Raw genomic sequence first — 24,213 nt, forward strand, 5'->3', positions numbered from 1 at the left:
TTTTTCCTATCTTTTTCTTTTCTTACTTTTTCTTAAACACTTGATATTCCCAAGGAAGGAAAGTCATCTTTTTTTCCAACTTTCTTGGACGGCTTCCTAAAATATGCCGGTAACCTTCTGTCTCTAGTTTATTAAAGTCCAAATGTGCTTTTTTGGTACCTAAATTTGTAATAATTAAAAACGAATCGCGTTCATAAACAAAGGCTGTCAAATGTTGCTCAAACCAAAATTTTATCGCCCCACGCGCAATATCCTCTTCCTCATGACGAAGACGGATTAACACTTTATACAACTCGATAAGCTCGTGTGATTTTTCAGTGTTTACTTCCTTATAATCTGGATGAATTGGCATCCAAGGTTTGCCACTGGTAAATCCTGCATTTTGACTTGCATCCCATTGCATCGGTGTGCGAGAATGATCCCTACTGTTCGCCATCACTTTATCCAAGGCTTCACGTTCAATCATTCCCTCTGCTATCAGAGCTTCATACGCCTGTTTGATTTCAGTTGCATCTGTCTGAGTGATATCTGTGAAAGGAAAATTACTCATACCAATTTCCTGCCCCTGATAGATAAACGGTGTGCCTCTGAGAAGCATATAAGATACGGCCAAAGCTTTAGCGGACGCAAGGCTACCATCACCAAAACAACTGATTGCTCGTGGTTGATCATGATTTTCCAAATAAAGAGCATTCCACCCTCGCGTAAGCATATCCTTTTGCCAACGTATAATTGTCTTTTTGTAACCAAACATCCAGCCCTGACCAGCATGATCCTTCTGACGTACGTTATGTTCCAATTCAAAAATCATCTTAAGATATCCTGAGGTTGCATCCGTCCAATCAGGAGCATCAGTTGAAGTCACACCTGAAGCTTCACCTACTGTTAAAGCCCCATATTCGTCAAATATTTCTTTTAAGTCAGCCATATAATCTTCGATGCCCGAGACATTCATAAAAGGCTTCCAAGGATCGTTTCCTCTTGGTGACTTGATTTTAAAGGACCAGTCTTCTTTTTGAATATGAGAAATCGCATCTAAACGAAAACCATCTATGCCTAACTCCAACCACCATCTAATCATCGTGTAGATTTCTTCACGCACTTGGGGATTTTTCCAGTTCAAGTCAGGTTGTTCTTTCGCAAAAACATGAAAATACGCTTGTTGAGTCTGTTCATCATAAGTCCAAGTTGACCCGCCAAAGAAAGATTGCCACTCATTTGGCATTTTTTCCGGTGTCGCATCTGCCCAGTGATAATAATCTCGATAGGGATTATCCTTTGATTTTTGACTTTCAATAAACCACGGATGTTGATCTGAAGTATGATTAACAACCAAATCCATAATGACTTTTATACCGTTCTCATGTGCTTTTCTCAGAAGTTCTTTTAAATCTTCCAAGCTACCAAAGCGCGCATCTATATTATAAAAGTCTGAAATATCGTAGCCACCGTCTACTTGTGGACTTGTGTAAATGGGGTTAAGCCAAATAAAATCTACCCCCAAATCTTTCAAGTAAGGTAACTTTTCGATAATTCCTTGCAAGTCACCCATCCCGTCACCATTACTGTCTTTAAAAGACTTGGGATAAATCTGATAACCTGTCCAATTCGCAAAAGCATCTTTTTTCATTTTTTTCCTTTTAATTATATTTCTTGAAATTAAAGCAAGTTCTTCGAAAACGATGAATAGAGTCAGAAATACATTGATTTAAAATAATATTTGTCATCCTACCAACACTTGTTATATAGCTGGTCTATCGAGTCTGAGGTTCCTTTTTCTCTATTATGTCAAAATTTTCCCATATAAGAAGCAATATCTGGGCCATAGTCATCTTTTAGAAGAATGAGCTATTAATTCGTTACTATATCTTGTTTAAATTTCTATTATTTATAGATTACAAAGCCATTTTTCTGAACTTGATTGTTTTCACTCAAGTGCGCCAGCAATATTTTACCCGCTTCGAAATTAACCGGCTGTGAACCCTTGTTGAAGATTGCCTTAAGCTCACCCCGTACCAGTTTCACCACTCCTTGAGCATCATCAACACACTGCCAGTCTAAATCTGATTGGCTTAGTGTCTCTGCGTATTCTCTACGGAAAGCTACCAAGTCTTTGAAGAAAGCAAACATTTCTAAATCTTGATGTTCTTCGGTCCAAGGCATGCATTTGCGACAATCTGGATCAGCGCCCCCATCCAAACCATATTCGTCACCATAATAGATACAAGGGACACCTGGTTGGAGATACATGAAGGCCTGAACTTGTTTAACTAAGTCTTTACTTCCTTTAGCTTGTGTTAAAAGACGAGGTGTGTCATGGGAATCTAAGATGTTAAACATAACTTGATTAGTCTGTTTACGATAAAGCATAAGTTGAGCATTAATCGCCGAAACCATTTGTTCTAAGCTTAACTCTTCTTTCACAAAAGTATCAATAATCGCATTTGTATAAGCATAGTTCATTACTGCCGAAAATTCATCACCAACAAGCCAAGGTTGTGCTGAATGCCAGACTTCTCCTAATATGTAGAAATCATCCTTCACTGCATCACATGTGGTACGGAATTTTTTCCAGAAAGCATGATCGACTTCGTCTGCCACATCTAAACGCCATGCATCAATATCGCACTCCTTGATCCAGTATTCTGCAATATTAAGCAAATACTCTTGAACTTCTGGATTGGCAGTATTTAATTTTGGCATATGCGGTGTAAAGGCAAATGTATCGTAAGTCGCCGCTTCAGAAACCTCAAAATCCTCGGTTGGCGTGTAAGTTGCGGGCCATTGATTAACATGGAACCAATCCGCATATTTTGAATTTTCTTGATGTTTGAGGACATCTTGCCACTGTGGGCTTGTATCCCCAATATGGTTAAAGACTGCATCAAGCATTACTTTGATACCTCGTTGGTGAGCTTCTTTAACTAATGTCTTGAAGACATCCAAATCGCCAAAATACTGGTCAATTTTCAAATAATCTTCCGTATCATATTTATGATTCGAATAGGCTTGGAAGACAGGGGTAAAGTAAATGCCATTCACACCTAAGTTTGTCAGATGATCCAAATGATTGATTACTCCTTGAAGGTCGCCACCGTATAAGTCTTGACGCTCAGGAGATTCAGTTGGATCCCATTCTTTAACTCCTACTGGGTTAATCACTGGATTCCCATTGGCAAAACGTTCGGGGAATATTTGATACCAGACTGTATTTTTGACCCAATCCGGAGCCTTAAATCGATCAACTTCATGGAAGAAAGGCATACGAAATGCAGCATACTTCTTTGTGAGTAGTTTGTCTTCATAAGGGAGAATACCAGAGTCAGTATAAACAACCTTTTCTCCATCTCGGCCCGTAATCACGAACACGTAGTCCATACGCTTATGGGGAACACTAACCTCGGTCATATAGAAGTCACTCTCTGCTGTAGCCAAACCGTACTTCATTTCTGCCTCTTGATAATCCCAGACCATCTCTGGTTCATCATCATGCTTTACAAACATATAAGGGTCACCATAGATCAATGCAACACTTTGAACATCGTTACGAGCAACACGTAAACGGATATGAATTGTTTCCTCTGTATAGAGATAAGCAAATTCTGATTCTGGACGGTGATAAATGGCTGCTTTATTCATGAATAAATACCTCTTTTTTTCTTGTTTTTTTCATTTTAGCACAAGCTCATCATTTGCGCAACCGTTTGCAGTATATTTTTTTGTTGAAAATGAAATCCCAAGGAAAACTTTCTATTATATACAGCTATAACGTGTATATACCACCACACACAGTAATCAAATTGTAATAAATTTATACTTGACAAAACGGAAGCGTTTGCATAAAATAGAATTACAAATTAGAATAATTATTTTCATTAGGAGGAAATATTTTATGAACACATGGAAAAAAATCGCTCTGGGTAGCGCTTCTCTGATTGCTCTTGCTAGCCTCGCTGCTTGTGGGAATAGTAAGGATAGTGGAAGCACAACTTCTGCATCTTCAGATGCTAAAGACCATAAAGGTGCAGTTACACTCTGGGTCGATCCAGCAAACGTTGCTTCTTATAAAGATTTAATTAAAAACTTCAACAAAGAATACCCAAACATTAAAGTGACTGTCACACAATCTCCAAACGGTTCTGCAAACGCAAAACAAGATGTGAGTAAAGACCCTGGACAAGCTGCGGATGTCTTTAAAGTACCAAATGACCAGTTGGGAGCCATGGCTGAAGCAGGATATATCAATCCTCTTTCACCATCAGCAACAGACTGGGTAAAATCGAATGATATCTCTATCGCTGTTGATGCTGTCTCTTGGAAAGGTAAACTCTATGCTTATCCCCAAGATGAACAATCAAACATTGTTTACTATAATAAAGCGAAATTTAGTGAAGCTCCAAAAGATTGGGCAGACTTTACAGCAGAAAAACCAATCGGAACAGATTTCACTAACTCATATAACTGGTATCCTGTATTCTTAGCCAATGGAACACAGCTTTTCGGTAAAGATGGTGAAACTGTTGACGGTACGGATGCAAATACTAAAGCTGGCATCCAAGCTATGACTTGGTTTGCTCAACAAAAAGCAAATCCTGGTGTCAAACAATCTGGTACAGCACTTCTCGCTGACCTCAAATCTGGTAAAACACAAGCTATCCTAAATGGCCCATGGGACGGTAGCACAGTAAAAGAAATCCTTGGCGATAACTTTGGTGCAACTACCTTACCAACTGCTGACTTCGGTTCAGGCTCTAAACAAATGCAAGCATTCTCTGGTGTGGGTACTCTTGCTGTGAACTCACAATCTGAAGATCCTGTAGCTGCCTCTGCTTTAGCACAATATCTATCAAACACTGAATCACAATTGGCACTCTATAAAGCCAATAATGCAATCCCAGTTTCAAAAGAAGCCCAAAAAGATTCTGAAGTTGCAAAAGACCCTGTAGCTCTTGCAGTTATCAAACAAGTAGAAAACGATACATTGATGCCTAAGATGCCACAAATGGCTACATTCTGGAACTTGGCTGCCCCACTTATCGAAAATGCGTATACAGGTAAGACTCCAGCAACACAATACCAAGCACAACTTGATAATTTCGTAAAATCAATCTCATCAGCTACTGAATAATTTTTGATTAACTTAAGGGGATTGGGCTCATCCTAATCCTCTTATTTTTTATATACAAAAGGGTAAAATATATGTTTAAAAAGAAAATTAAACCATCTCCTGAAGCAACATACAAAGAGGTATGGCGCGAGGGTGATATTTTCACAAAACTCAGCTTCTTTATCATGGGTTTAGCACAACTAAAAAATAAACAATGGCTTAAAGGACTTAGCTTCCTCATCATCGAAATTGTCTTCCTTTTCTGGCTCATCTTCAATGGTATCAGCTCAATCAGTCTTCTGAGCAGCCTTGGACATATCAAGAATAAACAAGTCGTTTTTGATGAAGCACGACAAATTTATGTCACTCAACAACCTGACAACTCCATGCTTATCCTCCTGTTTGGTGTCATGTCATTAGTACTCATTGCGATGGTTGCGGTTATCTACGTTACAAGTCTTCGTTCAACACGTCACCTCTATGCCTTAAATCGTGATGGAGAGCATATCCCTACAACGATGGAGGATTTGGCTACACTCTTAGACAGCCGTCTTCATTACACACTGATGGCGATTCCTTTGCTTGGAATTTTAGTTTTCACAATTGCCCCTTTGCTTTTCATGATTACCATTGCCTTTACTAATTTCAACCAAGACCATCCTATCGGATTTTCTTGGACTGGTTTTGCTTCATTTGGTGAAATTTTGACAGGGAATATCGCAGGAACATTCTTTCCTGTCTTAGGTTGGACCCTCGTTTGGGCTGTGGCAGCTACAGCGACAACCTTCTTCTTTGGTGTCTTACTTGCGCTCTTGATTGAATCATCTGGAATTAAATTTAAGGCTTTCTGGCGTACACTCTTTGTTATCGTTATGGCCGTTCCTTCTTTTGTTTCCCTCTTAATGATGAATATGTTCTTGGACAACAACGGTCCACTTAACAGTTGGCTTCAAAGTATCGGTCTGATTGATCATCCTATTCCATTTTTGATGGATCCTTTATTGGCGAAGTTTTCAGTTATCGGCGTTAATATGTGGATTGGTATTCCTGTATCGATGTTAATTTCAACTGCGATTATCCAAAACTTGCCAACTGATCAAATTGAAGCAGCAAAAATTGATGGCGCCAACAGTTTTGATATTTTCCGCTCTATTACTTTCCCACAAATTTTGTTTGTTATGACACCTGCTTTAATTCAACAATTTATCGGAAATATCAATAACTTCAACGTTATTTTCCTCTTGACTGGTGGTGGACCATTGAACGCAGAGTATTTCCAAGCGGGCTCTACTGACTTATTGATTACTTGGCTTTACAGCTTAACCATGAAGTCTATTCCAAGTTATAATATCGCTTCAGCTATTGGTATCGTGATCTTTATCATCTCAGCTACAGCTTCATTGTTTGCTTACCGCCGTACAAACGCTTTTAAGGAGGGATAAAATGAAATCATATAAACGCCAACGTCAAGCTTCATTAGTACTCAGATACTTGCTCTTGACCTTACTCGCAATCATCTGGATTTTCCCAATTATTTGGATTATCCTGACCAGCTTTTCTAAAAATAATACCGGTTTTGTTTCGACATTCATTCCCCAGCAGTGGACTCTGGATAATTTTACTGGTATTTTCAATAACCCGGTTTATCCTTATGGTCATTGGCTCCTCAACACATTTATCATCGCAGTTATCTGTGCAGTTGTTAATACTTTGATTACCACTGTTATGTCATATGTTCTGTCACGTTTACGCTTCAAATTACGTAAACCTTTCCTACAGTTGGCACTTATCATTGGAATGTTCCCTGGTATCATGGCGATGATTGCTCTTTATTACATCCTAAAATCATTCAATATGACCAACTTAGTTGGCCTGACTTTGATCTATATAGGCGGCTCTGGTTTAGGCTTCTATATCTTTAAAGGTTTCCTCGACACAATTCCTGCTTCAATTGATGAAGCGGCCGTGATTGACGGCGCAACTAAATGGCAAATTTTCACCAAAATTACTTTGCCTTTGTCAAAACCAATGATTGTTTACACATCACTCACTGCCTTTATTGCACCTTGGCTTGACTTCCTCTTTGCGAGTGTTATCTTGGGCGGTGGCGATCCTAAGTCACGTACCATTGCCTATGGTTTGCAGAACATGATGACCAACTCCAGAGGATCCTCTGCAACAAACTTTACCCAATTTGTTGCGGGATGTGTAATTATCGCAATCCCTATCACTATTCTCTTCATTGTGATGCAAAAATTCTATGTTAAAGGAATTACTGCCGGTGCAGATAAAGGATAATAAACTAAAAAAGCACTCAACTTTGCGTTGAATGCTTTTTTTTATTGTCCCAAAAGTTCCTGTGCTTTTGCACCATACTTGTTCATATCAATGAGGATACCTGAACCTCCGTACATATCATAGGCAGATTGCCAATCATTGTCGGATGGGATCGTTGTATTTTCTACACCACCAAACATTGCCGGTAAAGCTTTTGTGATCAGGAATGTGTTGGAAAGATTTGTCATTGTAACAGCCCGAGCTGTACCCAAGGCACTTGCACCAGTAAAGAGTGTCAACGGATTTTTAACTTTTGATGTGAGCGTTTGCATCACTTGCTGTTGACGTTGGACACGTCCAAAGTCGCCTTGATCATCGTGACGGAAACGTGCATAGTTCAAAAGCGTGCGTCCATCCATTCGTTGTGGACCTTGCTTGATCATCATAAAGATTCCACCGCCATCAGGATAGCCCAAGGCCGCAGCTTCTTCTGCACTCAATTCCTTATCGTTTTTGGCCATACCTTCTGTTTCCGCTAAATCATCTGGTACGGGGACTTCATCAAATTTTTGACCGTTAATTGTAGCGAATTTGGCATCAATCTGTACTCCTCCAGGGAACATCGAATCAATCACTGTTGCAAAACTTGAGAAGTCCACTACAGCATAGTACTTGGCATTTATACCAAAATTTTGCTGCAAGGTTTGACGCACAAGTTCGACTCCTTGATTTTCATTTTGCTCACCAATCGTAAAGGCCGCATTAAGCTTCATGTTAGGGCCTTGACTTGCATCACCAACACCTGGGATGTTAACCAGAGTATCACGCATAAAACTCACTAATTGCATTTTACCATTCCTGCCAACATTCAAAACCATAATACTGTCAGAGTGAGCCACTCCTGAACTTTGCCCTGGACGCTGATCAGCACCTAGCAAAAGGATATTGACTGAGCCATCAGCATTGGCAGCACCATTGAACTGTTCGGCTTTAATTCCACCACCTTCTCGGCTGATTCCACGCTGATAGCCATAAATAAAGAAACCAATCATAATCAATATCAGTGCGATTAAAATAAAGAAGATCCGTTTGAGCCAACTTTTCTTTTTCTTTGGTTTTTTACTTCCTGTTTCCTCAGATGTTCCATCATCCAAGTTCTCTTCTGCACGACGACTTTCTTTCTTTTTCCCACGTTTGGATAAAAATGCTTCCGGTGCTGAATCGAAAGATCGGCTGGATCTTCTCCTTCTCTCAGAAGAAGAACTTTCAGACTGTGCGCGTTCTTCTTCCAAGTCAGCTGCGTATTCTTCTTCAAGAGCTTGCCAGCCTTCTATCTCTTCTACTAATTCATAATATTCTTGCTTTTCGCGTTCACTTAAGTAAGCTTTATTTGCTCTTAAGTATTCAAAACGTTTTTGTTTATTATCTTTCATTATCTGTCTATTATATCATGATTTTTTATTTTTGATAAAAGCCTTTCATAATTCTCAGCAGAATACAGATCCTTTTCTTAAGTTTTTTTACCAAAAAATTTATTTCTGAATCGTTTAACTTTCAGAAACTGTTCACGTGCTTTGTGCATCTGTTTATATCTCTTAGGGTTCTTTTTATAAAAATCTTGGTGATAATCTTCAGCTGGCCAAAATGTTTGCGCATTTTCTATAGGGACTATAATTGGTTTATCCCAAAGCCCCGACTCCGACAAGGCCTGCTTACTTTTCTCAGCAGCTTGACGTTGTTTCTTATTTTGAACATAGATTACTGGTCTATAATTACTACCTCGATCATAAAATTGACCTTCTTCATCCGTTGGATCAATAAGATTCCAGTAAATTTCCAGTAAGGTATCGTAAGAAATAACGGTATTTTCAAAAATTATCTCCACAGCTTCAGTGTGCCCTGTATATTTTCCGGAAACTTCATCATATGTCGGGTCATCCACATGACCACCAGTATAACCGCTAATGACAGACACTATGCCTGGACGTGTTTCAAAAGGTTCAACCATACACCAAAAACATCCTCCAGCAAAAATTGCAGTTTCTTTACTCATAGTTCTTCCTCCAAGCACATTATAGCACAATGAAAGGGCTTGCATGATATAATTTAACTATGAATAAATCATTAAATCAGGTTGAAATTTTGAATGAAATGTACAACTTAGTTTTAAGCAAACATATCCGAGAGTGGGAACGTACGTTGATATTAGAAGCTAAAAATCGCATTGAAAGCCAAGAAAATCTTGAAGATGCCTTAGTACAATTAGAGGCCCAATTACGCCCACTAGCTCTTCGCTATAATTTAACACCTATGACAAGCGAATTTTATAATAAAATATCCAATTCAAGTTTGTTTGGGCGTGGCGTCGGCCATCGTTTATAAGTGTCCATCTTTTTAATCAAAAAACGTTAGCTTTGCTAACGTTTTTTATTTCAAATTTCTTTTGCACTTAATTCCGTTTGACTCAAGCGTTCATACCACAACTTTCGTGTGCGTGAAAGTGTTGCAAAGAGAATATCTAGTATTGGCAACATAAGAAGAATTAAAGAAAGAACAATCATTAAGAAATTTTGCCCCAACTCATTTTGTGGGATGTAACCTGACCGTTGCAAGAAATAAGACAAGAAAGCAACAATCCCAAAATTAACGCAAGATAAAAGTTGTCGGATTAGGATCTTCCAGCGACTTCCTTCTATTTTTATTTTAAGAAGTTTTTGACCAAAAGTAACATTAAAAATGACAGGAATAGCCACGAAAGCAATAAGCATTGCTATATAAAAATGCGGTACAAAGTTCGATAGAAGATTCGCAAAAACGAGATCTACACCAAAGGCAATACTCCGTCGTATCATTCCAATCTGAGCAGGAACAGCTTGTTTAGCATCCAAATCAGGTAAAACCTTCACAAGTAAACACGCAATACCAAACCCTAACATACTTCCTAATGTATTAATCATTAAATCATCCACATCAAATAAACGATAAGGACGAGGATAAAGACCAAAAAGAGCTGAGCGTTGTAAAAGTTCAAACGATAAGGTGAGCATAAAACTCCATACTAAAGTTTGAGAAAAATTGCGTTTAAAGAGATAACGTAAATATATCCCAAATGGCAGTGTCAACAGAAGGTTAAAAAAAGGCTGAATAAAACTCGGCGCTTTTATAGCCATTAGCCATGTGGAAGAATCGTCGAGTACCAGCGGATTATAAGTTATAAACTGACGTACAAACTCAAAAGGAACAAGGTTTTGTTTAGGCCCTGTCATCTGTGCAACTTGTGCCACATCAGGCAAGGGAAAGATAGTCATCGCATAAGCACAAACTATGTAAAGAACAAAAGAAAAATTGACGATAAAACGCCAAGGGTTAACACGTCCATATTTACGATATTGAACGATCATATAAGGAATAAGACTCAGTAAGAAAAAAACAAAGAAGAGCAATACACCAATTTGAATAGCATGGAGATAAGTAAGCATAGAGATCCTTAAAAAATTTTTTATCTTTATTATAACAAAATTAATCAACTAAAAATGTTGGATAAGTTTATAAAAATATTTTGAATGAAAGGTAAGTGTATATCATTAATATTTCTCGTACAGTGACTATGCCTCAAATGCTTGAGCATATTTGATACAACCTGAAACATTTCTTAGTGCCTCTGGCTGTAAAGGTCGAATCATAAAAGCTTCTGCTGGAACGTCAAATGGTGCTTTAACTTTATATTTTTCAGCAGGTACATAGCCAAAACGAGAATAATACTGGGGATGCCCCAGAATACTTATGTAAGAAAATTCTTTTTGGATGGCACGTTTTTCTAACTCTTTCAGAAGATGTTGCCCCACTTTTTTACCTTGCCAAGAAGGTAAAACAGCTAATGGTGCAAGCACTAGCCCTTTATAACTTGCCTTATCGTTTATAATATTTACTTCGCTAAGTAAACCATAACCAACAATTCTCACCCCTTCAGTTGCAACCACTTCTAACCCTTCAACATAGCTGCAATCTGTTCGAAGCTTTTCTACAAGTTCTGCTTCATTACCATAGCCATGTTCTGACCTACTAAAAGCTTGCCAGATTAACTGCCTGACTTCTTCATAGTCTTTTTGATCGATACTTCTTATTTCCATTTTTTTCTCCTTCTTTATAATAGAAAAAACGGAATATTTTACTCCGTTTCTTCCTTTAAAATGTGATTGATTACAGAAGCTCTCGGGCTTTTTCTTCGATAAAACCTGCCACTTGATCAATCGTTTTTCCTGTACTGTCTAACAGTATAGCATCCTCAGCTTGTTTTAAAGGTGAAACTGCTCGTGTACTGTCCTTACGATCACGTTCGGCAATTTCTACTTTGAGGTCTTCCAAATCAGTAGGGATATTTTTTTGTAAATTTTCTTTATAACGTCGCTCTGCGCGTTCATCCACAGAAGCCACAAGGAAAATCTTCAAATCCGCATGAGGGAGGACAACTGTACCAATGTCACGTCCATCCATGATAATGCCACCTTCGTCAGCAATACGTTGTTGCTCGGCAACTAAAAATTCGCGTACTTGAGCTAAAGCAGAGATTTTTGAAACATTCTGTGTTATTTCGTTTGTACGAATAATCTTAGTAATATCCTCCGTTCCTAAAAACACAAGCTGACCATCAGCAGTATTTTTAAAGAAGATTGGTTTTTTCTTAATCACATCAATGATTTTTTGAGGATCTTCTGTTTTGTTTTGGAGGGCAACCAGTGTTGCCGCACGATACATTGCGCCCGTATCTAAATAGATGATTCCCAGATTTTGTGCAACGATTTTAGCGACAGTTGATTTCCCGCTTGAGGCAGGACCATCAACAGCTATTTGTAACTTTATCATGTTTCTTTCCTATTATAAATGCTTTTTATTATTTTAATTTTAATACTTGGCCAGGTGATATTGGTGAACCATCGGCATTGTATCCTGTTGCTGAGATATTATTAAGGCTTGCGATTACAGACCATGCAACACCTGTCTTCGCTGATATCTTACTTGGATCATCTCCAGCTACAATAACATAAGTTGCTCCCTCTTCTGTCGAGGATTCTTCAGTGGTTGGTGGTGGAGCTACTGTGCTTTCTTCTGGTTTTACTTCCTCAGTTGTCTGCTCTGTTTGTTCCTCCGTAGTTTGCTCTACAGTCTTTTCTGGATTTTCTTGAGCAAATCCACCACTATGTTGCGTTTGATTATTCCAAAGAATAAAGGCAATCATGAAACCAACCAGTAAAAACATCGTCACGACAGTAAAGGTCAAAGCACGTGAAGTTAATGACTTGTTATTTTGTTTTTTTCTAGGTGTGCTACCCGAACGCCTCTTTTCGGAATCTGCTTTCATGGCCTTGTAGATTTCTTTATCCCACGGTTCTTTTTCTGCCACATCTTTTTCCTTTCCTTTTTTATTTTTTTATATTATCATCATTGTATGAAAGTAAACATAATACCAGAAAATTGTATTGCATGCGGCCTTTGTTATTTACATGCTCCAGACGTCTTCGATTACCATGACAATGGTATCGTTAAATTTAATAATTCCGATAAACTGGAAAAAGAATATATTTCTGATGATAAAATAATAAGTGCAGCCAAGGCATGCCCAACAGCTGCGATAAAGATTACCAAATCTTAAAACCTTAAACTCTGATATTTATTTTACCATAAAATTACTTCTTTATCTAACTATTTCGTGATTTTAATTGAGTATTCTCATTATATATACAGCTTGTTTTTAACCGACAAGTTGTTTTTATTTTGGCTACTTAAATTAAAAAATCAGATTTATGAAACCAGTTTCACAAATTTTTGCAAATGTTTTCAATTTGTAGTATACTAAGACAGTAATAATTATATTATATAAAAATTTATAAGGAGGTTACTCAATTGAGTATCGGAATTGTTATTGCGAGCCACGGTGAATTCGCTGCAGGCATCAAGCAATCTGGTTCAATGATCTTCGGTGAGCAAGAGAAAGTACAAGCTGTCACTTTCATGCCTAACGAAGGACCAGACGACTTACGCGCCAAAATCGAAGCCGCTATCGCAACATTTGATGCTGAAGATGAAGTCCTTGTCCTTGCTGACTTGTGGAGCGGTTCTCCATTTAACCAAGCAAGTGCTGTTATGGGTGCCAATCCAGAACGTAAGGTAGCTATCATCACAGGCCTCAACTTGCCAATGCTTATTCAAGCCTACACAGAACGTATGATGGATGCTTCTGCTGGTGTTGAACAAGTTGCTGCAAACATTATTAAGGAAGCGAAAGCTGGTATTAAAGCATTACCAGAAGAGCTTAATCCTGCTGAAGAAAGCGCTGCACCAGCTGAAGCTGGCGTAAACGCTGCTGCTATCCCAGAAGGTACTGTTGTTGGTGACGGTAAGATTAAAATTAATCTTGCACGTATCGACTCACGTCTTCTCCACGGTCAAGTTGCCACTGCTTGGACTCCAGATTCAAAAGCAAACCGTATCATCGTTGTTTCTGATGCTGTTGCCAAAGATGAGATGCGTAAAACACTTATCACACAAGCTGCACCTCCAGGTGTTAAAGCCAACGTTGTCCCTATCAAGAAAATGATTGAAGTTGCTAAAGATCCACGTTTTGGTGAAACTAGAGCCCTTCTCTTGTTTGAAACTCCTCAAGATGCACTTGCTGCTATTGAAGGTGGTGTTCCTGTAGAAACACTTAACGTGGGTTCTATGGCACACAGTACAGGTAAAACAATGCTTAACTCAGTATTGTCTGTAAACAAAGATGATGTTGCCGCTTTTGAAAAGTTACGTGATCTCGGCGTTAAATTTGACGTTCGTAAAGTCCCTAACGATTCTAAATCTGACTTGTTTGCTTTGATTAACAAAGCAGACGTTAAGTAAAATTAAATATTATTAGGAGAAATTTATAAAATGAGTATTATTTCAATCATTTTAGTTCTTATCTTCGCGTTCTTAGCTGGACTTGAAGGTATCTTGGACCAATGGCAATTTCACCAACCAATTATCGCCTGCTCATTGATCGGTATCGCTACTGGTCACATGGCTGCAGGGATCATCTTGGGTGGTTCATTGCAAATGATCGCCCTTGGTTGGGCTAACGTTGGTGCCGCTGTCGCACCTGACGCTGCACTTGCTTCTGTCGCTTCTGCTATCTTGATGGTTCAAGGTGGTAACTTTGACTTGACACACATCACTGGTGTTATCGTACCTGCCGCTATCTTGTTGGCAACTGCTGGTCTCGTACTTACTACATTGGTTCGTTTCCTTTCAGTTGGTATCGTTCACTTAGCTGATGCTGCTGCTGAAAAAGGTTCTTATTCAGGTGTTGCTGGTTGGCACATGTTCGCACTCCTTCTTCAAGGTTTGCGTATTGCTATCCCTGCTGCAATCATCCTTGCTATCCCTGCTGAAACAGTAACTGCTGCCTTGAACTCAATTCCTGATTGGGTTTCTAAAGGTCTTGCTGTTGGTGGTGGTATGGTTGTTGTTGTTGGTTACGCAATGGTTATCAACCTCATGGCAACTAAAGAGCTATGGCCATTCTTCTTCCTCGGATTTGTACTCGCACCACTTTCTTCAATCACTTTGATTGGTATGGGTATCCTTGGTGTTGTTATCGCTCTCATCTACCTCAATCTTTCTAATACTGCTGGTAACGGTGGAACTGCTTCTTCAAGTGGTGACCCAATCGGCGATATTCTCAACGATTATTAATTAGGAAGGAGATTTTATAAAAATGGAAAATACAAATAAAAAGTTTAGCCTTTCTAAAAACACACGCTTGAGCGTTATGTTCCGTTCAATGTTCCTTCAAGGTTCTTGGAACTACGAACGTATGCAAAACCTTGGTTTCCTCTATTCAATCATCCCTGCATTGAAACAGTTCTACAAACCAGGTTCTGAAGAAGCTAAAGAAGCTTTGAAACGCCACATGGAGTTCTTCAATACTCACCCATACGTAGCCGCACCTATCGTCGGTGTTACATTGGCCCTTGAAGAAGAAATCGCTAACGGTGTCGAAATCGACGAAGCAGCTATCCAAGGTGTGAAAGTCGGTATGATGGGACCTCTCGCTGGTATCGGTGACCCTGTCTTCTGGTTCACAGTACGTCCTATCGTTGGTGCCATCGCTGCCTCACTTGCAACTGGTGGTTCTATTATCGCTCCAATCTTCTTCTTCGTTGTTTGGAATGCAATCCGTATCGCTTTCTTGTGGTATACACAAGAGTTTGGTTACAAACAAGGTACTGCAATCACAAGCGACCTCGGTGGAGGAATGCTTCAACAAATTACTAAAGGTGCATCTATCCTTGGTATGTTCATCCTTGGTGTATTGATCCAACGTTGGGTTAACATCAGCTTCACTGGTCCTAACGCTATGCTCCCATCTAAACCTTTGGCAGATGGCGCTTACGTTGGTGAATGGATCGACAAAGCAGGTAAAGTCGTTGTTCAAGGTGCCCAAACAGGTACTACTGGCGATGGTGTTGCTAAGTTTGATTGGTTAGACCAAGCAGGTAACGTTGTTGGTAACGGTGTTGCTGGTCAAGACGGTTTCGCACATTACGTAACTGTTGATCAACTTAACACAGTTGACGGTTCTACATTGCACAACATCTTAGGTCAAGTATCATCTGGTCTTGGCTTGAGCCCAGAACAAACACAATCACTTCAAGACGTGTTCAATTCATTAATTCCTGGATTTATCGCATTGCTCTTGACTTTCCTTGTTCTTTGGATCTTGCGCAAATGGAAAAACAAAAACGCACCATTGTTCATCATCATTGGTATGTTCGTTCTTGGTATCGTACTTCACGTTGCAGGTCTTGCTTAATAAGATTTTAAAACAAGAACAAAATCGTCGTGTACTCGCGGCGATTTTTTATTAAGATTATTTTTGATATAATAAAGATACTATAATATCGTTAGGAGCACTAAATTGGCACAATCACTGAATACTAAAGTCGACTTTACCACTGCTGGTATTGCTTATCTTGGCTTTGCTGAATATGGTAAAATTATGATTGGAGACCGAGCTTTCGAGTTTTTCAATGATACAAATGTTGAAAAGAATATGCAATTTCCGTGGGCCTCTATTAAACGTGTGGAAGGTGATGTTTCTGTTTCAAAAAATGGAAAAGTAAAAATTGGTCGTCAGTTTATCATTGTCTTTCGCAATGAGCAGAAAGTTCGTTTTGCTTCCAAGGAGTCTGGTACTGTCTTAAAATACATCCGACAATATATTGGAAATGAAAAAGTTGTGCGTCAGAAAGGCTTCTTTGATAAATTCTTTAGCCTCTTCCGTCGTAAAAAGAAATAAAAAGTCTCAAATGAGGCTTTTTATTTTTTAACAAAAAAAGCATACTGCACATGCACCATGATTTTCTTAATTAAGTATCTGTTTCGTTTCGTTCACGTCCAAAGAGATTAAAATATAGGCGATCTAAGATATTTTCACGGTAATCCTTTCGACCAATGAAACGTGTGACTTTACTAAAAATGTAGCATGACAATAGAGTAACAGCAAAGTTTGGAAAGGCCAGATAGGTCGCTAAGGATAACCCCATAACCACAATATCAATTCCAAATAAGACACGGTCAATCGTAAATTGCCAACGGTCTTCCATAATTCGACTCAAGAGGATTGAACCACCGAAAGTCCCGTTAGAAACTACAACCAGCCCTGCTCCTATTCCTGATAAAACACCATCAGAAATACCAGCGAAAATAATTTGGTTAAATTGAAACCCATTAATCCCCATCGCCTCATAGGCCAGCATCCATAAGCTCATCGCAGCTGCACCAGGAACACTCAGCAAAAGCTCCCTTCGGCTCAAAAGCTTCCAGCCAAAGAGAAATAAGGGAATATTCACTACAAAAAAAGTCAGTGCTGGATTAATCCCGAAAACAAAATCAACAAATACTGAAAAACCTGCGATTCCGTTACTTGCCAAGTAATTAGGAATAACAAAAAGTCTTACCGATAAAATATAGAAACCCACTCCTACAATAAGAACAATTAAATCTTTTATAAACTGTTTATCTATCTTTACTCCAATGATTGACATAGGTCCCCCTTTATTCTATAATACCATTTAGTATTTTAAAGAACTAATGATTTATGAGGCGCTTGCAAAGTTTTAAATTTTCTGATAGAATGACATTAGAAGTCAGTTTTAAGACTATCTTTTTGGAGAGAGCTTGTGGGTGGTGAAAACAAGTAAAGATTCTTTAAACATTCTGCTTCTTGCTTGATTTTATCCTATGAAAATAGGAACGTGTTTCTCGCGATAAGGGAACTAAAGTCCTATCCCTATGATAGGAAATTTAGGTGGAACCGTGCTTATAGCGCCCTAATTCTTCTTTAAGGAGAGTTAGGGCTTTTTATTTTATATTAAAAGGAGATTTTATGCTTGATATCAAAAAAATCCGTGCAGACTTTGACGGAGTAGCCGCAAAATTGGAAACACGTGGTGTTAAAAAAGAAACACTGCAAGAACTCCACGAACTCGATGTACGCCGTCGTGAACTGATCGTACAATCTGAGAACTTGAAAAAAGAACGTAATGCCGTATCTGATGAAATCGCGTTGATTAAACGTGAAAAAGGTGATGCCTCTGAAAAAATCACTGCCATGAAACAAGTTTCTGCTGATATTAAAGTCATTGATGCTGAACTTGCTGATATCGAAGAAAAGTTGACCACTTACACAACAACGCTTCCCAACTTGCCACATGATGATGTGCCTATAGGTGCTGATGAAGATGATAATGTGGAAATTCGTCGTCATGGTCAAGCGCCTGAATTCAGTTTTGAACCTAAACCTCATTGGGACTTAGGAGAGTCTCTTGGTATCCTTGATTGGGAACGTGGTGGTAAAGTGACTGGCTCACGTTTCCTCTTCTATAAAGGCGCTGGTGCGCGTTTAGAGCGCGCCCTGTATAACTTTATGTTGGACGAACATGCTAAAGAAGGCTATACCGAAATGATTACGCCTTATATGGTCAATCAAGACTCTATGTTTGGTACTGGTCAATATCCAAAATTCAAAGAAGATACTTTTGAAGTAAATGATGATCGTGGTTTTGTGCTCATTCCTACTGCTGAAGTACCTTTAACCAACTACTACCGTGGTGAAATCTTGGATAATGCTGAACTCCCAATCTACTTCACAGCAATGTCTCCTTCATTCCGTTCTGAAGCGGGTTCAGCTGGCCGTGATACACGTGGCTTGATCCGTTTGCATCAATTCCATAAAGTTGAAATGGTCAAATTTTCTCGCCCTGAGGAATCTTATGATGAGCTAGAAAAAATGGTTGTCAACGCAGAAAACATTTTGCAAAAACTAGGTTTAGCTTATCGTGTAATTGCTCTTTCTACAGGCGATATGGGCTTCTCTGCCGCTAAAACTTATGACTTGGAAGTTTGGATCCCTGCCCAAAATACTTACCGTGAAATTTCAAGCTGTTCAAACTGTGAAGATTTCCAAGCGCGCCGTGCCCAAATCCGCTATCGTGATGAAGAAGGCAAAGTTAACTTGCTTCATACTTTAAATGGTTCTGGACTTGCTGTTGGTCGTACAGTTGCTGCAATCCTTGAAAACTATCAAAACGAAGACGGCTCAGTAACCGTCCCTGAAGTTCTTCGTCCATACATGGGTGGATTAGAAGTTATTAAATAAAACAAAAAAACTTGCAAATGCAAGTTTTTTATTTTACAACTCAACGATATTTCCAGATTTCAAGTAAACGATCCATTCACAAAGGTTAACCGCATAGCCAGTAATACGCTCCAAGAATACAAGAGTCATCAAGTAATCTTTACCCGTCGTGATTGTTTCTGTGTTTTCTTTCATCGCTTCCAAGATTTTTTCTTGAATTTCACCGCTCATATTTTTAACTGTTTGGTATTGATCTGCGATTTCACGCGCACGTTTATCATTACCTTGAATATAAGCATTCAATGAAGCATCAACCACTGATTTGACCTTTTCACCTAAAAGAGAAATATCTTCTTCAACTTCATGAATACGCTCTTCACCTTTAAGGTTAATTGCTGCTTTGGCAATTGAAGTCACGTGATCGCCCATACGTTCCAAGTCACTTGAGGCTTTAAGCACTGTGATAATCGTACGTAAATCCCCTGAAACTGGTTGTTGCAAGGCAATCATTTCCAATGATTTTGTTTCTAATTTTGTTTCCAATTGGTTAATCATCTCATCGCTTGTAATGACATCTTCTGCCAACTCACGATCATGACTCACAAAGGCACGAACTGCTTTATTCAATTGTGCAGAGACTTGTGTTCCCATTGAATAAAATTGGTTGTGAAGTTTATTGAGTTCTTCTTCGAATTGTGTACGTAACATTTTTTCTCCTCTTAACTAAGCTCAGAGCAATAAGTGCTCCTTACATCATACCATATTATCCAAACTTACCAGCAATATAATCTTCTGTTTCCTGTTTTTCAGGATTAAGGAAGATTTTTTTCGTATTATCCATTTCAACTAGGTCACCATTGAGCATGAAAGCAGTACGATCAGAGATACGTGAAGCCTGTTGCATGCTGTGCGTAACAATAGCCAAAGTATAATCTTCTTTAAGTTCTAAAAGTGTTTCTTCCACGTGCCCTGCCGAAATTGGATCTAGAGCTGACGTTGGTTCATCAAGCAAGATGATTTTAGGATTGACTGCAAGTACACGTGCAATACATACACGTTGTTGTTGTCCACCAGATAAACCAAGTGCTGAAGTATGAAGGATATCTTTTACCTCATCCCAAATATTTGCGGCCTTAAGTGAATTTTCAACGACTTCATCAAGCAAAGCTTTGTCTTTTACACCTTTGAGGCGCAAACCATAGACAACATTTTCATAAATCGAAAATGGGAAAGGATTAGGTTGTTGAAAAACCATACCGATTTCTTTACGAAGATCTACGGTATCCACTTTTGGACTGTAGATATTATGCCCTTTATACATGATTGCTCCAGTAATCGTTACGGTTGGAATCAAATCATTCATGCGGTTAATCGAACGTAAAAGTGTTGATTTACCACATCCAGAAGGGCCAATAAGTGCTGTAATCTCATTAGGATAGAATTCCATGTTGATTTGATTGAGCGCTTTTTTCTTACTGTAATACAGCGAAAGGTCGCTGACTGTTAAAATTGCTTCTTTTGTCATATTGTCCTCTCGATTATCCAAAGTGTCCTGAAACATAATCTTCTGTCGCTTTAAGATTTGGCTGCGTGAAGATTTTGCTTGTCTCATCGTATTCAATCAAGTCGCCTGAATAGAAGAATGCCGTATAGTCAGAAACACGACTGGCTTGTTGCATGTTGTGCGTAACGATAATAATCGTATAGTCTTTCTTAAGTTCGGTCATTGTTTCTTCAATTTGCATTGTAGAAATAGGATCCAAAGCTGAGGCTGGTTCATCCATCAAGATGATTTCTGGTTTAACTGACAGTGCACGTGCGATACATAAACGCTGTGCTTGACCACCGGAAAGTGCCAAAGCTGACTTGTTCAAATTATCCTTAACTTGCTCCCATAAAGCTGCTTGCTTGAGCGATGTTTCCACAATTTCATCTAATTTTTTCTTGTCTTTTATTCCTTCACGACGGTGGATAAAAGCGATATTTTCATAGATTGACTTTGGGAAAGGATTTGGTCTTTGGAAAACCATACCGATTTGCTTACGGACTTCGTAAACATTGACTTTAGGGTCACTGATATTGACACCTTCATACATGATTTCACCTGTTACTCGTGCGCCATCAATCGTATCATTCATACGGTTAAGCGCGCGGAGATAAGTTGATTTACCAGAACCTGAAGGGCCGATTAAAGCTGTTACTTGATTTTTAGGAAATTGCATAGAGACACCATGAATTGCTTCTTTTGTGCCGTTATAGAAAACCCGCAAATCGTTTGTTGAAAGAGCGATATTTTTGTCGAAAGTCAAAATGTGACGTTCGTTCCAATCATAAGTTGCCATATTTTTCTATATTCCTTACTAATTTCCAGATGTGAGTTTCTTGTGGAGGCGATTTCCGAGGAAACGTGCCCCAAGATTGAACAGCAATACAAAGATAATCAGTACTGCAGAAGCTCCTGCAGAAATCTGAGTTGCCGTTGCGATCGTTCCTTCAGTATTCAAAGCCCAAATATGTACGGCCAATGTTTCAGCAGGACGGAAGAGTGACAATGGGCTTGTCAATGACATAGGATTCCAGTTAGCCCAGTTGATTGGCAAGTTGGTTTGACCCGCAGTATAGATCAAGGCCGCAGCTTCACCGAACACACGTCCTGAAGATAAGATAACCCCTGTTAAAATCCCCGGTACTGCTGCTGGTAAAATGACTTTAGTGGCTGTTTCCCATTTTGATAAACCGAGAGCTAAGCCACCTTCACGTTGCATTGTCGGAATGGCACGGAGTGATTCTTCAACATTACGTGTCATTAAAGGAAGATTGAAGACTGTAAGAGCAAGGGCACCTGATAAGACAGAGAAACCAAGCCCAAACTGAATAACGAAGAGTAACATACCGAAGAGACCCACAACGATTGAAGGGAGAGATGATAAAACCTCAATCGCTGAGCGAACTGCACCAGTCAACCAATGTTTTTGATTGGCATATTCTGAAAGGTAAATTCCTGCCCCCAATGAGAGTGGAATCGAAATAATTAAAGTCACAACTAACAAGTAAACTGAGTTAAAAAGTTGAATAGCAATACCACCACCAGTCAATGGATTTGACGGTGTTGTTAAGAATTCCCAAGATACAAAAGGTAAACCTTTAATTAAAATATAAATCAAGAGAAAAGCGAGTATCGCCACAATGATGCCTGAGAGTGCATAGAGCACGCCAGTAGCAATTTTATCTGTGCGTTTAGCATTCATTATTTAAGGCTCCCTTTCTTAGCGATAGCACGCATCGCGATGTTAAATACTAATGACATAAGGAGAAGGAGGAGTCCAAGTGACCAAAGCGCATTCAATTGAATACCTGGTGTAGCATTTGGAATACCTGATGTCAAAATTGACGTTAAAGTTGAAGCTGGTGAAACCAGATCCTTTGGCATTGTCACAGCATTACCAACAACCATTTGGATAGCTAATGCTTCACCGAAGGCACGCGCCATACCAAAGATTACCGCTGTCAAGATACCAGGTGCTGCCGCACGGAGTAAGACACGCCAAATAGTTTGCCAGCGTGTGGCTCCTAAACCAAGTGAAGCTTCACGATAATGCGGTGGAATTGCTTTAAGCGCATCGACAGTCATTGAAGTAACAGTTGGTAAAATCATAACAAAGAGTACAAACACACCGGCAAGCAAGCCAAGACCTGTTCCACCAAATGTATTACGTATAATAGGTACAACAACAGTCAAACCGATAAATCCATAAACAACTGAAGGGATACCTACCAAAAGTTCAATAACTGGTTGTAAAATTTTCGAACCGTATTTTGGTGAAATTTCTGTCATATAAATTCCAGCACCGATGGCAAAAGGTGTCGCAACTAAAGCTGAAAGCACAGTAACGATTAAAGACCCAGCAAACATTGGTAAAGCACCAACTGCAGGTTTTCCATCAGGTCCAATCGCGCCTGGTTCCCAATGTGTTCCAAAGAGGAAGCGGAACGGATTCACACCATCAACGAAGAAAGTGGAAAGACCTTTTTGAGCGACAAAGACCAGAATAAGTCCAACGACAAAAACGATAATTGCGATACACAAGAACGTCAATGTTCTACCAAATTTTTCCAAGCGTGAATCTTTTGAACTTGAAAGTAATTTTTCTTTAATTTTTGAGTTTTCCATAACTACCTTACTAATTATTTAATTGGTGTAACTTTACCTTTATAATCACGATCAATTTTCATCTCCGTTACAGGGATGTAGCCGAGTTTTCTCAGTGTTACTTTGTCATTTTTAACATAGTTGATAAAGCGATTTTCTACAAAGTTCTTATTTTTATTATTGGTATACATATGTTCGTAAGACCAAATTTTCCACTTATTAGTTGTTACATTTGTATCTGTAGGTTCAACCCCATCTAAGTTCAGTGGTTTAATCCCTGGCTTGTGGATATAAGGGAACGAAACATAAGAAATTGCACCTGGTGTTTGACCAACCAATTGTACAACCGAACCAGAGGCATCTTGAGTAGGGCCGTCAATTTCCCGTGCTCCATTCAAGGCAAGGTTATCAAAATTGACACGTGTTCCTGAACCTGCCGTCCGTCCGATAACCGTAATTTCTTGATCTGGACCGCCAACTTCTTTCCAGTTTTTTACTTTTCCGGTGAAAATATCAATAAGTTGATCTTGAGTGACATTTGATAAATCCAAATTTCGATTCACGATTGGTGCAAAACCGACAACTGCAACCTTATTTCCTGTGATTTTAGAAGCATCAATTCCTGATTTTTCTTCCGCAAAGATATCTGAGTTACCAATTTGGAAAGAACCTGCGACCACTTGTGCAAGTCCAACACCTGAGCCTCCACCTTGAACCATAATAATATCTTCTGGATATTTCTTCATATAATCCAAGGAAACTTGTTCAACCAGTGGTTTCATTGCCGTTGAGCCACCTACTGTGACTTGATTTGAGTTGGGCGCACATGCCGCTAAAGTCACAAGACTCATTGCTGCAAATAAAGCCATTAAAATTTTCTTTTTCATATCCTTATTTTAGCATAAATCAACCATAAATAAGCAAAAGCTTACCGCTTACAATGTAAACAGTTTGTAAATGGAACGGCAAAGAGAGCACCTGAGACATGGCCCAAGTACTCTTGCTCTT

General features: G+C 39.0%; 25 protein-coding genes. 10 read left to right on the forward strand and 15 right to left on the reverse strand.

All coding sequences use genetic code 11. From position 1 onward, the window contains the following. Positions 1-22: 22 nt before the first annotated feature. Positions 23-1,630 (reverse strand): alpha-glucosidase, encoded by a 1,608-nt coding sequence (locus KJS37_RS00655; protein WP_213495436.1) that lies wholly within the window; start codon positions 1,628-1,630, stop codon positions 23-25. Positions 1,631-1,884: 254 nt separating this feature from the next. Continuing rightward, positions 1,885-3,639, reverse strand: a complete 1,755-nt coding sequence (locus KJS37_RS00660) for a glycoside hydrolase family 13 protein (RefSeq protein WP_213495438.1) — start codon at positions 3,637-3,639, stop codon at positions 1,885-1,887. Positions 3,640-3,892: 253 nt separating this feature from the next. On the opposite strand from KJS37_RS00660, the gene KJS37_RS00665 reads away from it, so the two are divergent. From KJS37_RS00665 to KJS37_RS00675, 3 genes are all read left to right on the forward strand, one after another. Further along, the gene (locus KJS37_RS00665) at positions 3,893-5,128 is read left to right on the forward strand and encodes an extracellular solute-binding protein (protein WP_017368934.1); all 1,236 of its coding nucleotides are present in this window, start codon (positions 3,893-3,895) and stop codon (positions 5,126-5,128) included. A 71-nt stretch (positions 5,129-5,199) separates the two neighbouring features. Next, positions 5,200-6,549 carry a carbohydrate ABC transporter permease gene (locus KJS37_RS00670; protein ID WP_165711369.1) on the forward strand — a complete coding sequence of 450 codons (1,350 nt, stop codon included), beginning with the start codon at positions 5,200-5,202 and terminating at the stop codon, positions 6,547-6,549. 1 nt (position 6,550) lies between these two features. After that, the gene (locus KJS37_RS00675; protein WP_017368932.1) at positions 6,551-7,405 is read left to right on the forward strand and encodes a sugar ABC transporter permease; all 855 of its coding nucleotides are present in this window, start codon (positions 6,551-6,553) and stop codon (positions 7,403-7,405) included. A gap of 41 nt (positions 7,406-7,446) precedes the next feature. Here the strand turns inward: KJS37_RS00675 and KJS37_RS00680 are convergent, their stop codons facing one another. Both KJS37_RS00680 and msrA read right to left on the reverse strand, forming a co-directional pair. Further along, positions 7,447-8,817 carry an LCP family protein gene (locus tag KJS37_RS00680; protein WP_165714373.1) on the reverse strand — a complete coding sequence of 457 codons (1,371 nt, stop codon included), beginning with the start codon at positions 8,815-8,817 and terminating at the stop codon, positions 7,447-7,449. 77 nt (positions 8,818-8,894) lie between these two features. After that, complete coding sequence (gene msrA, locus KJS37_RS00685; protein WP_213495440.1) at positions 8,895-9,437, reverse strand: peptide-methionine (S)-S-oxide reductase MsrA; 543 nt, start codon at positions 9,435-9,437, stop codon at positions 8,895-8,897. Positions 9,438-9,496: 59 nt separating this feature from the next. On the opposite strand from msrA, the gene KJS37_RS00690 reads away from it, so the two are divergent. Then, a complete protein-coding gene (locus KJS37_RS00690) occupies positions 9,497-9,766 on the forward strand; it encodes a bacteriocin immunity family protein (RefSeq protein ID WP_213495441.1) in 270 nt (89 codons plus the stop codon). A 50-nt stretch (positions 9,767-9,816) separates the two neighbouring features. Here the strand turns inward: KJS37_RS00690 and KJS37_RS00695 are convergent, their stop codons facing one another. From KJS37_RS00695 to KJS37_RS00710, 4 genes are all read right to left on the reverse strand, one after another. After that, positions 9,817-10,863 (reverse strand): VanZ family protein, encoded by a 1,047-nt coding sequence (locus KJS37_RS00695; RefSeq protein ID WP_213495442.1) that lies wholly within the window; start codon positions 10,861-10,863, stop codon positions 9,817-9,819. Between the two features lie 126 nt (positions 10,864-10,989). Next, complete coding sequence (locus KJS37_RS00700; RefSeq protein WP_213495443.1) at positions 10,990-11,514, reverse strand: GNAT family N-acetyltransferase; 525 nt, start codon at positions 11,512-11,514, stop codon at positions 10,990-10,992. A gap of 70 nt (positions 11,515-11,584) precedes the next feature. Next, positions 11,585-12,247: a (d)CMP kinase gene (gene cmk / locus KJS37_RS00705; protein WP_017368926.1), complete on the reverse strand. Its 663-nt coding sequence runs from the start codon at positions 12,245-12,247 to the stop codon at positions 11,585-11,587. 28 nt (positions 12,248-12,275) lie between these two features. Continuing rightward, entirely contained in the window at positions 12,276-12,785 is a 510-nt protein-coding gene (locus KJS37_RS00710; RefSeq protein ID WP_017368925.1) for an SAG1386/EF1546 family surface-associated protein, read from the reverse strand. 45 nt (positions 12,786-12,830) lie between these two features. On the opposite strand from KJS37_RS00710, the gene KJS37_RS00715 reads away from it, so the two are divergent. The 5 genes from KJS37_RS00715 (at position 12,831) to KJS37_RS00735 (ending at position 16,715) form a co-directional block, all read left to right on the forward strand. Further along, complete coding sequence (locus KJS37_RS00715) at positions 12,831-13,034, forward strand: ferredoxin (RefSeq protein WP_017368924.1); 204 nt, start codon at positions 12,831-12,833, stop codon at positions 13,032-13,034. A gap of 251 nt (positions 13,035-13,285) precedes the next feature. Further along, positions 13,286-14,275, forward strand: a complete 990-nt coding sequence (locus KJS37_RS00720; RefSeq protein ID WP_213495444.1) for a mannose/fructose/sorbose PTS transporter subunit IIB — start codon at positions 13,286-13,288, stop codon at positions 14,273-14,275. Between the two features lie 30 nt (positions 14,276-14,305). After that, positions 14,306-15,109, forward strand: a complete 804-nt coding sequence (locus KJS37_RS00725; RefSeq protein WP_003134975.1) for a mannose/fructose/sorbose family PTS transporter subunit IIC — start codon at positions 14,306-14,308, stop codon at positions 15,107-15,109. Positions 15,110-15,131: 22 nt separating this feature from the next. Continuing rightward, complete coding sequence (locus tag KJS37_RS00730) at positions 15,132-16,229, forward strand: PTS system mannose/fructose/sorbose family transporter subunit IID (RefSeq protein ID WP_017368922.1); 1,098 nt, start codon at positions 15,132-15,134, stop codon at positions 16,227-16,229. 105 nt (positions 16,230-16,334) lie between these two features. After that, entirely contained in the window at positions 16,335-16,715 is a 381-nt protein-coding gene (locus KJS37_RS00735; RefSeq protein ID WP_017368921.1) for a DUF956 family protein, read from the forward strand. 70 nt (positions 16,716-16,785) lie between these two features. On the opposite strand, the gene KJS37_RS00740 is transcribed toward KJS37_RS00735, so the two are convergent. After that, entirely contained in the window at positions 16,786-17,463 is a 678-nt protein-coding gene (locus KJS37_RS00740) for a YitT family protein (protein ID WP_213495445.1), read from the reverse strand. 341 nt (positions 17,464-17,804) lie between these two features. Here KJS37_RS00740 and serS point away from each other — a divergent pair, with 341 nt between their 5' ends. Next, positions 17,805-19,076, forward strand: a complete 1,272-nt coding sequence (gene serS / locus KJS37_RS00745; protein ID WP_213495446.1) for a serine--tRNA ligase — start codon at positions 17,805-17,807, stop codon at positions 19,074-19,076. A 33-nt stretch (positions 19,077-19,109) separates the two neighbouring features. Here the strand turns inward: serS and phoU are convergent, their stop codons facing one another. The 6 genes from phoU to KJS37_RS00775 are packed head-to-tail and all read right to left on the reverse strand — an operon-like array spanning position 19,110 to position 24,092. After that, the gene (gene phoU, locus KJS37_RS00750; RefSeq protein ID WP_003134981.1) at positions 19,110-19,763 is read right to left on the reverse strand and encodes a phosphate signaling complex protein PhoU; all 654 of its coding nucleotides are present in this window, start codon (positions 19,761-19,763) and stop codon (positions 19,110-19,112) included. 55 nt (positions 19,764-19,818) lie between these two features. Continuing rightward, entirely contained in the window at positions 19,819-20,580 is a 762-nt protein-coding gene (gene pstB, locus KJS37_RS00755; protein WP_004258923.1) for a phosphate ABC transporter ATP-binding protein PstB, read from the reverse strand. A gap of 13 nt (positions 20,581-20,593) precedes the next feature. Next, a complete protein-coding gene (gene pstB / locus KJS37_RS00760) occupies positions 20,594-21,397 on the reverse strand; it encodes a phosphate ABC transporter ATP-binding protein PstB (RefSeq protein WP_014024392.1) in 804 nt (267 codons plus the stop codon). An 18-nt stretch (positions 21,398-21,415) separates the two neighbouring features. Further along, positions 21,416-22,303 carry a phosphate ABC transporter permease PstA gene (pstA, locus tag KJS37_RS00765; protein ID WP_017368917.1) on the reverse strand — a complete coding sequence of 296 codons (888 nt, stop codon included), beginning with the start codon at positions 22,301-22,303 and terminating at the stop codon, positions 21,416-21,418. Then, positions 22,303-23,226 (reverse strand): phosphate ABC transporter permease subunit PstC, encoded by a 924-nt coding sequence (gene pstC / locus KJS37_RS00770; protein WP_017368916.1) that lies wholly within the window; start codon positions 23,224-23,226, stop codon positions 22,303-22,305. Before pstC ends, pstA begins: the two co-directional genes overlap by 1 nt. A gap of 14 nt (positions 23,227-23,240) precedes the next feature. Then, entirely contained in the window at positions 23,241-24,092 is an 852-nt protein-coding gene (locus KJS37_RS00775) for a phosphate ABC transporter substrate-binding protein (RefSeq protein WP_017368915.1), read from the reverse strand. Positions 24,093-24,213 lie beyond the last annotated feature (121 nt).

Origin of the sequence: Lactococcus formosensis, from assembly GCF_018403745.1 — a bacterium.
GTDB lineage: Bacteria > Bacillota > Bacilli > Lactobacillales > Streptococcaceae > Lactococcus > Lactococcus formosensis.

Bases quoted from the DNA above. Each gene is read 5' to 3' on its own strand.
- KJS37_RS00655 (WP_213495436.1), bottom strand. From the start codon at position 1,630: ATGAAAAAAGATGCTTTTGCGAATTGGACAGGTTATCAGATTTATCCC.
- KJS37_RS00660 (WP_213495438.1), bottom strand. From the start codon at position 3,639: ATGAATAAAGCAGCCATTTATCACCGTCCAGAATCAGAATTTGCTTAT.
- KJS37_RS00665 (WP_017368934.1), top strand. From the start codon at position 3,893: ATGAACACATGGAAAAAAATCGCTCTGGGTAGCGCTTCTCTGATTGCT.
- KJS37_RS00670 (WP_165711369.1), top strand. From the start codon at position 5,200: ATGTTTAAAAAGAAAATTAAACCATCTCCTGAAGCAACATACAAAGAG.
- KJS37_RS00675 (WP_017368932.1), top strand. From the start codon at position 6,551: ATGAAATCATATAAACGCCAACGTCAAGCTTCATTAGTACTCAGATAC.
- KJS37_RS00680 (WP_165714373.1), bottom strand. From the start codon at position 8,817: ATGAAAGATAATAAACAAAAACGTTTTGAATACTTAAGAGCAAATAAA.
- msrA (WP_213495440.1), bottom strand. From the start codon at position 9,437: ATGAGTAAAGAAACTGCAATTTTTGCTGGAGGATGTTTTTGGTGTATG.
- KJS37_RS00690 (WP_213495441.1), top strand. From the start codon at position 9,497: ATGAATAAATCATTAAATCAGGTTGAAATTTTGAATGAAATGTACAAC.
- KJS37_RS00695 (WP_213495442.1), bottom strand. From the start codon at position 10,863: ATGCTTACTTATCTCCATGCTATTCAAATTGGTGTATTGCTCTTCTTT.
- KJS37_RS00700 (WP_213495443.1), bottom strand. From the start codon at position 11,514: ATGGAAATAAGAAGTATCGATCAAAAAGACTATGAAGAAGTCAGGCAG.
- cmk (WP_017368926.1), bottom strand. From the start codon at position 12,247: ATGATAAAGTTACAAATAGCTGTTGATGGTCCTGCCTCAAGCGGGAAA.
- KJS37_RS00715 (WP_017368924.1), top strand. From the start codon at position 12,831: ATGAAAGTAAACATAATACCAGAAAATTGTATTGCATGCGGCCTTTGT.
- KJS37_RS00725 (WP_003134975.1), top strand. From the start codon at position 14,306: ATGAGTATTATTTCAATCATTTTAGTTCTTATCTTCGCGTTCTTAGCT.
- KJS37_RS00730 (WP_017368922.1), top strand. From the start codon at position 15,132: ATGGAAAATACAAATAAAAAGTTTAGCCTTTCTAAAAACACACGCTTG.
- KJS37_RS00740 (WP_213495445.1), bottom strand. From the start codon at position 17,463: ATGTCAATCATTGGAGTAAAGATAGATAAACAGTTTATAAAAGATTTA.
- serS (WP_213495446.1), top strand. From the start codon at position 17,805: ATGCTTGATATCAAAAAAATCCGTGCAGACTTTGACGGAGTAGCCGCA.
- phoU (WP_003134981.1), bottom strand. From the start codon at position 19,763: ATGTTACGTACACAATTCGAAGAAGAACTCAATAAACTTCACAACCAA.
- pstB (WP_004258923.1), bottom strand. From the start codon at position 20,580: ATGACAAAAGAAGCAATTTTAACAGTCAGCGACCTTTCGCTGTATTAC.
- pstB (WP_014024392.1), bottom strand. From the start codon at position 21,397: ATGGCAACTTATGATTGGAACGAACGTCACATTTTGACTTTCGACAAA.
- pstA (WP_017368917.1), bottom strand. From the start codon at position 22,303: ATGAATGCTAAACGCACAGATAAAATTGCTACTGGCGTGCTCTATGCA.
- pstC (WP_017368916.1), bottom strand. From the start codon at position 23,226: ATGGAAAACTCAAAAATTAAAGAAAAATTACTTTCAAGTTCAAAAGAT.
- KJS37_RS00775 (WP_017368915.1), bottom strand. From the start codon at position 24,092: ATGAAAAAGAAAATTTTAATGGCTTTATTTGCAGCAATGAGTCTTGTG.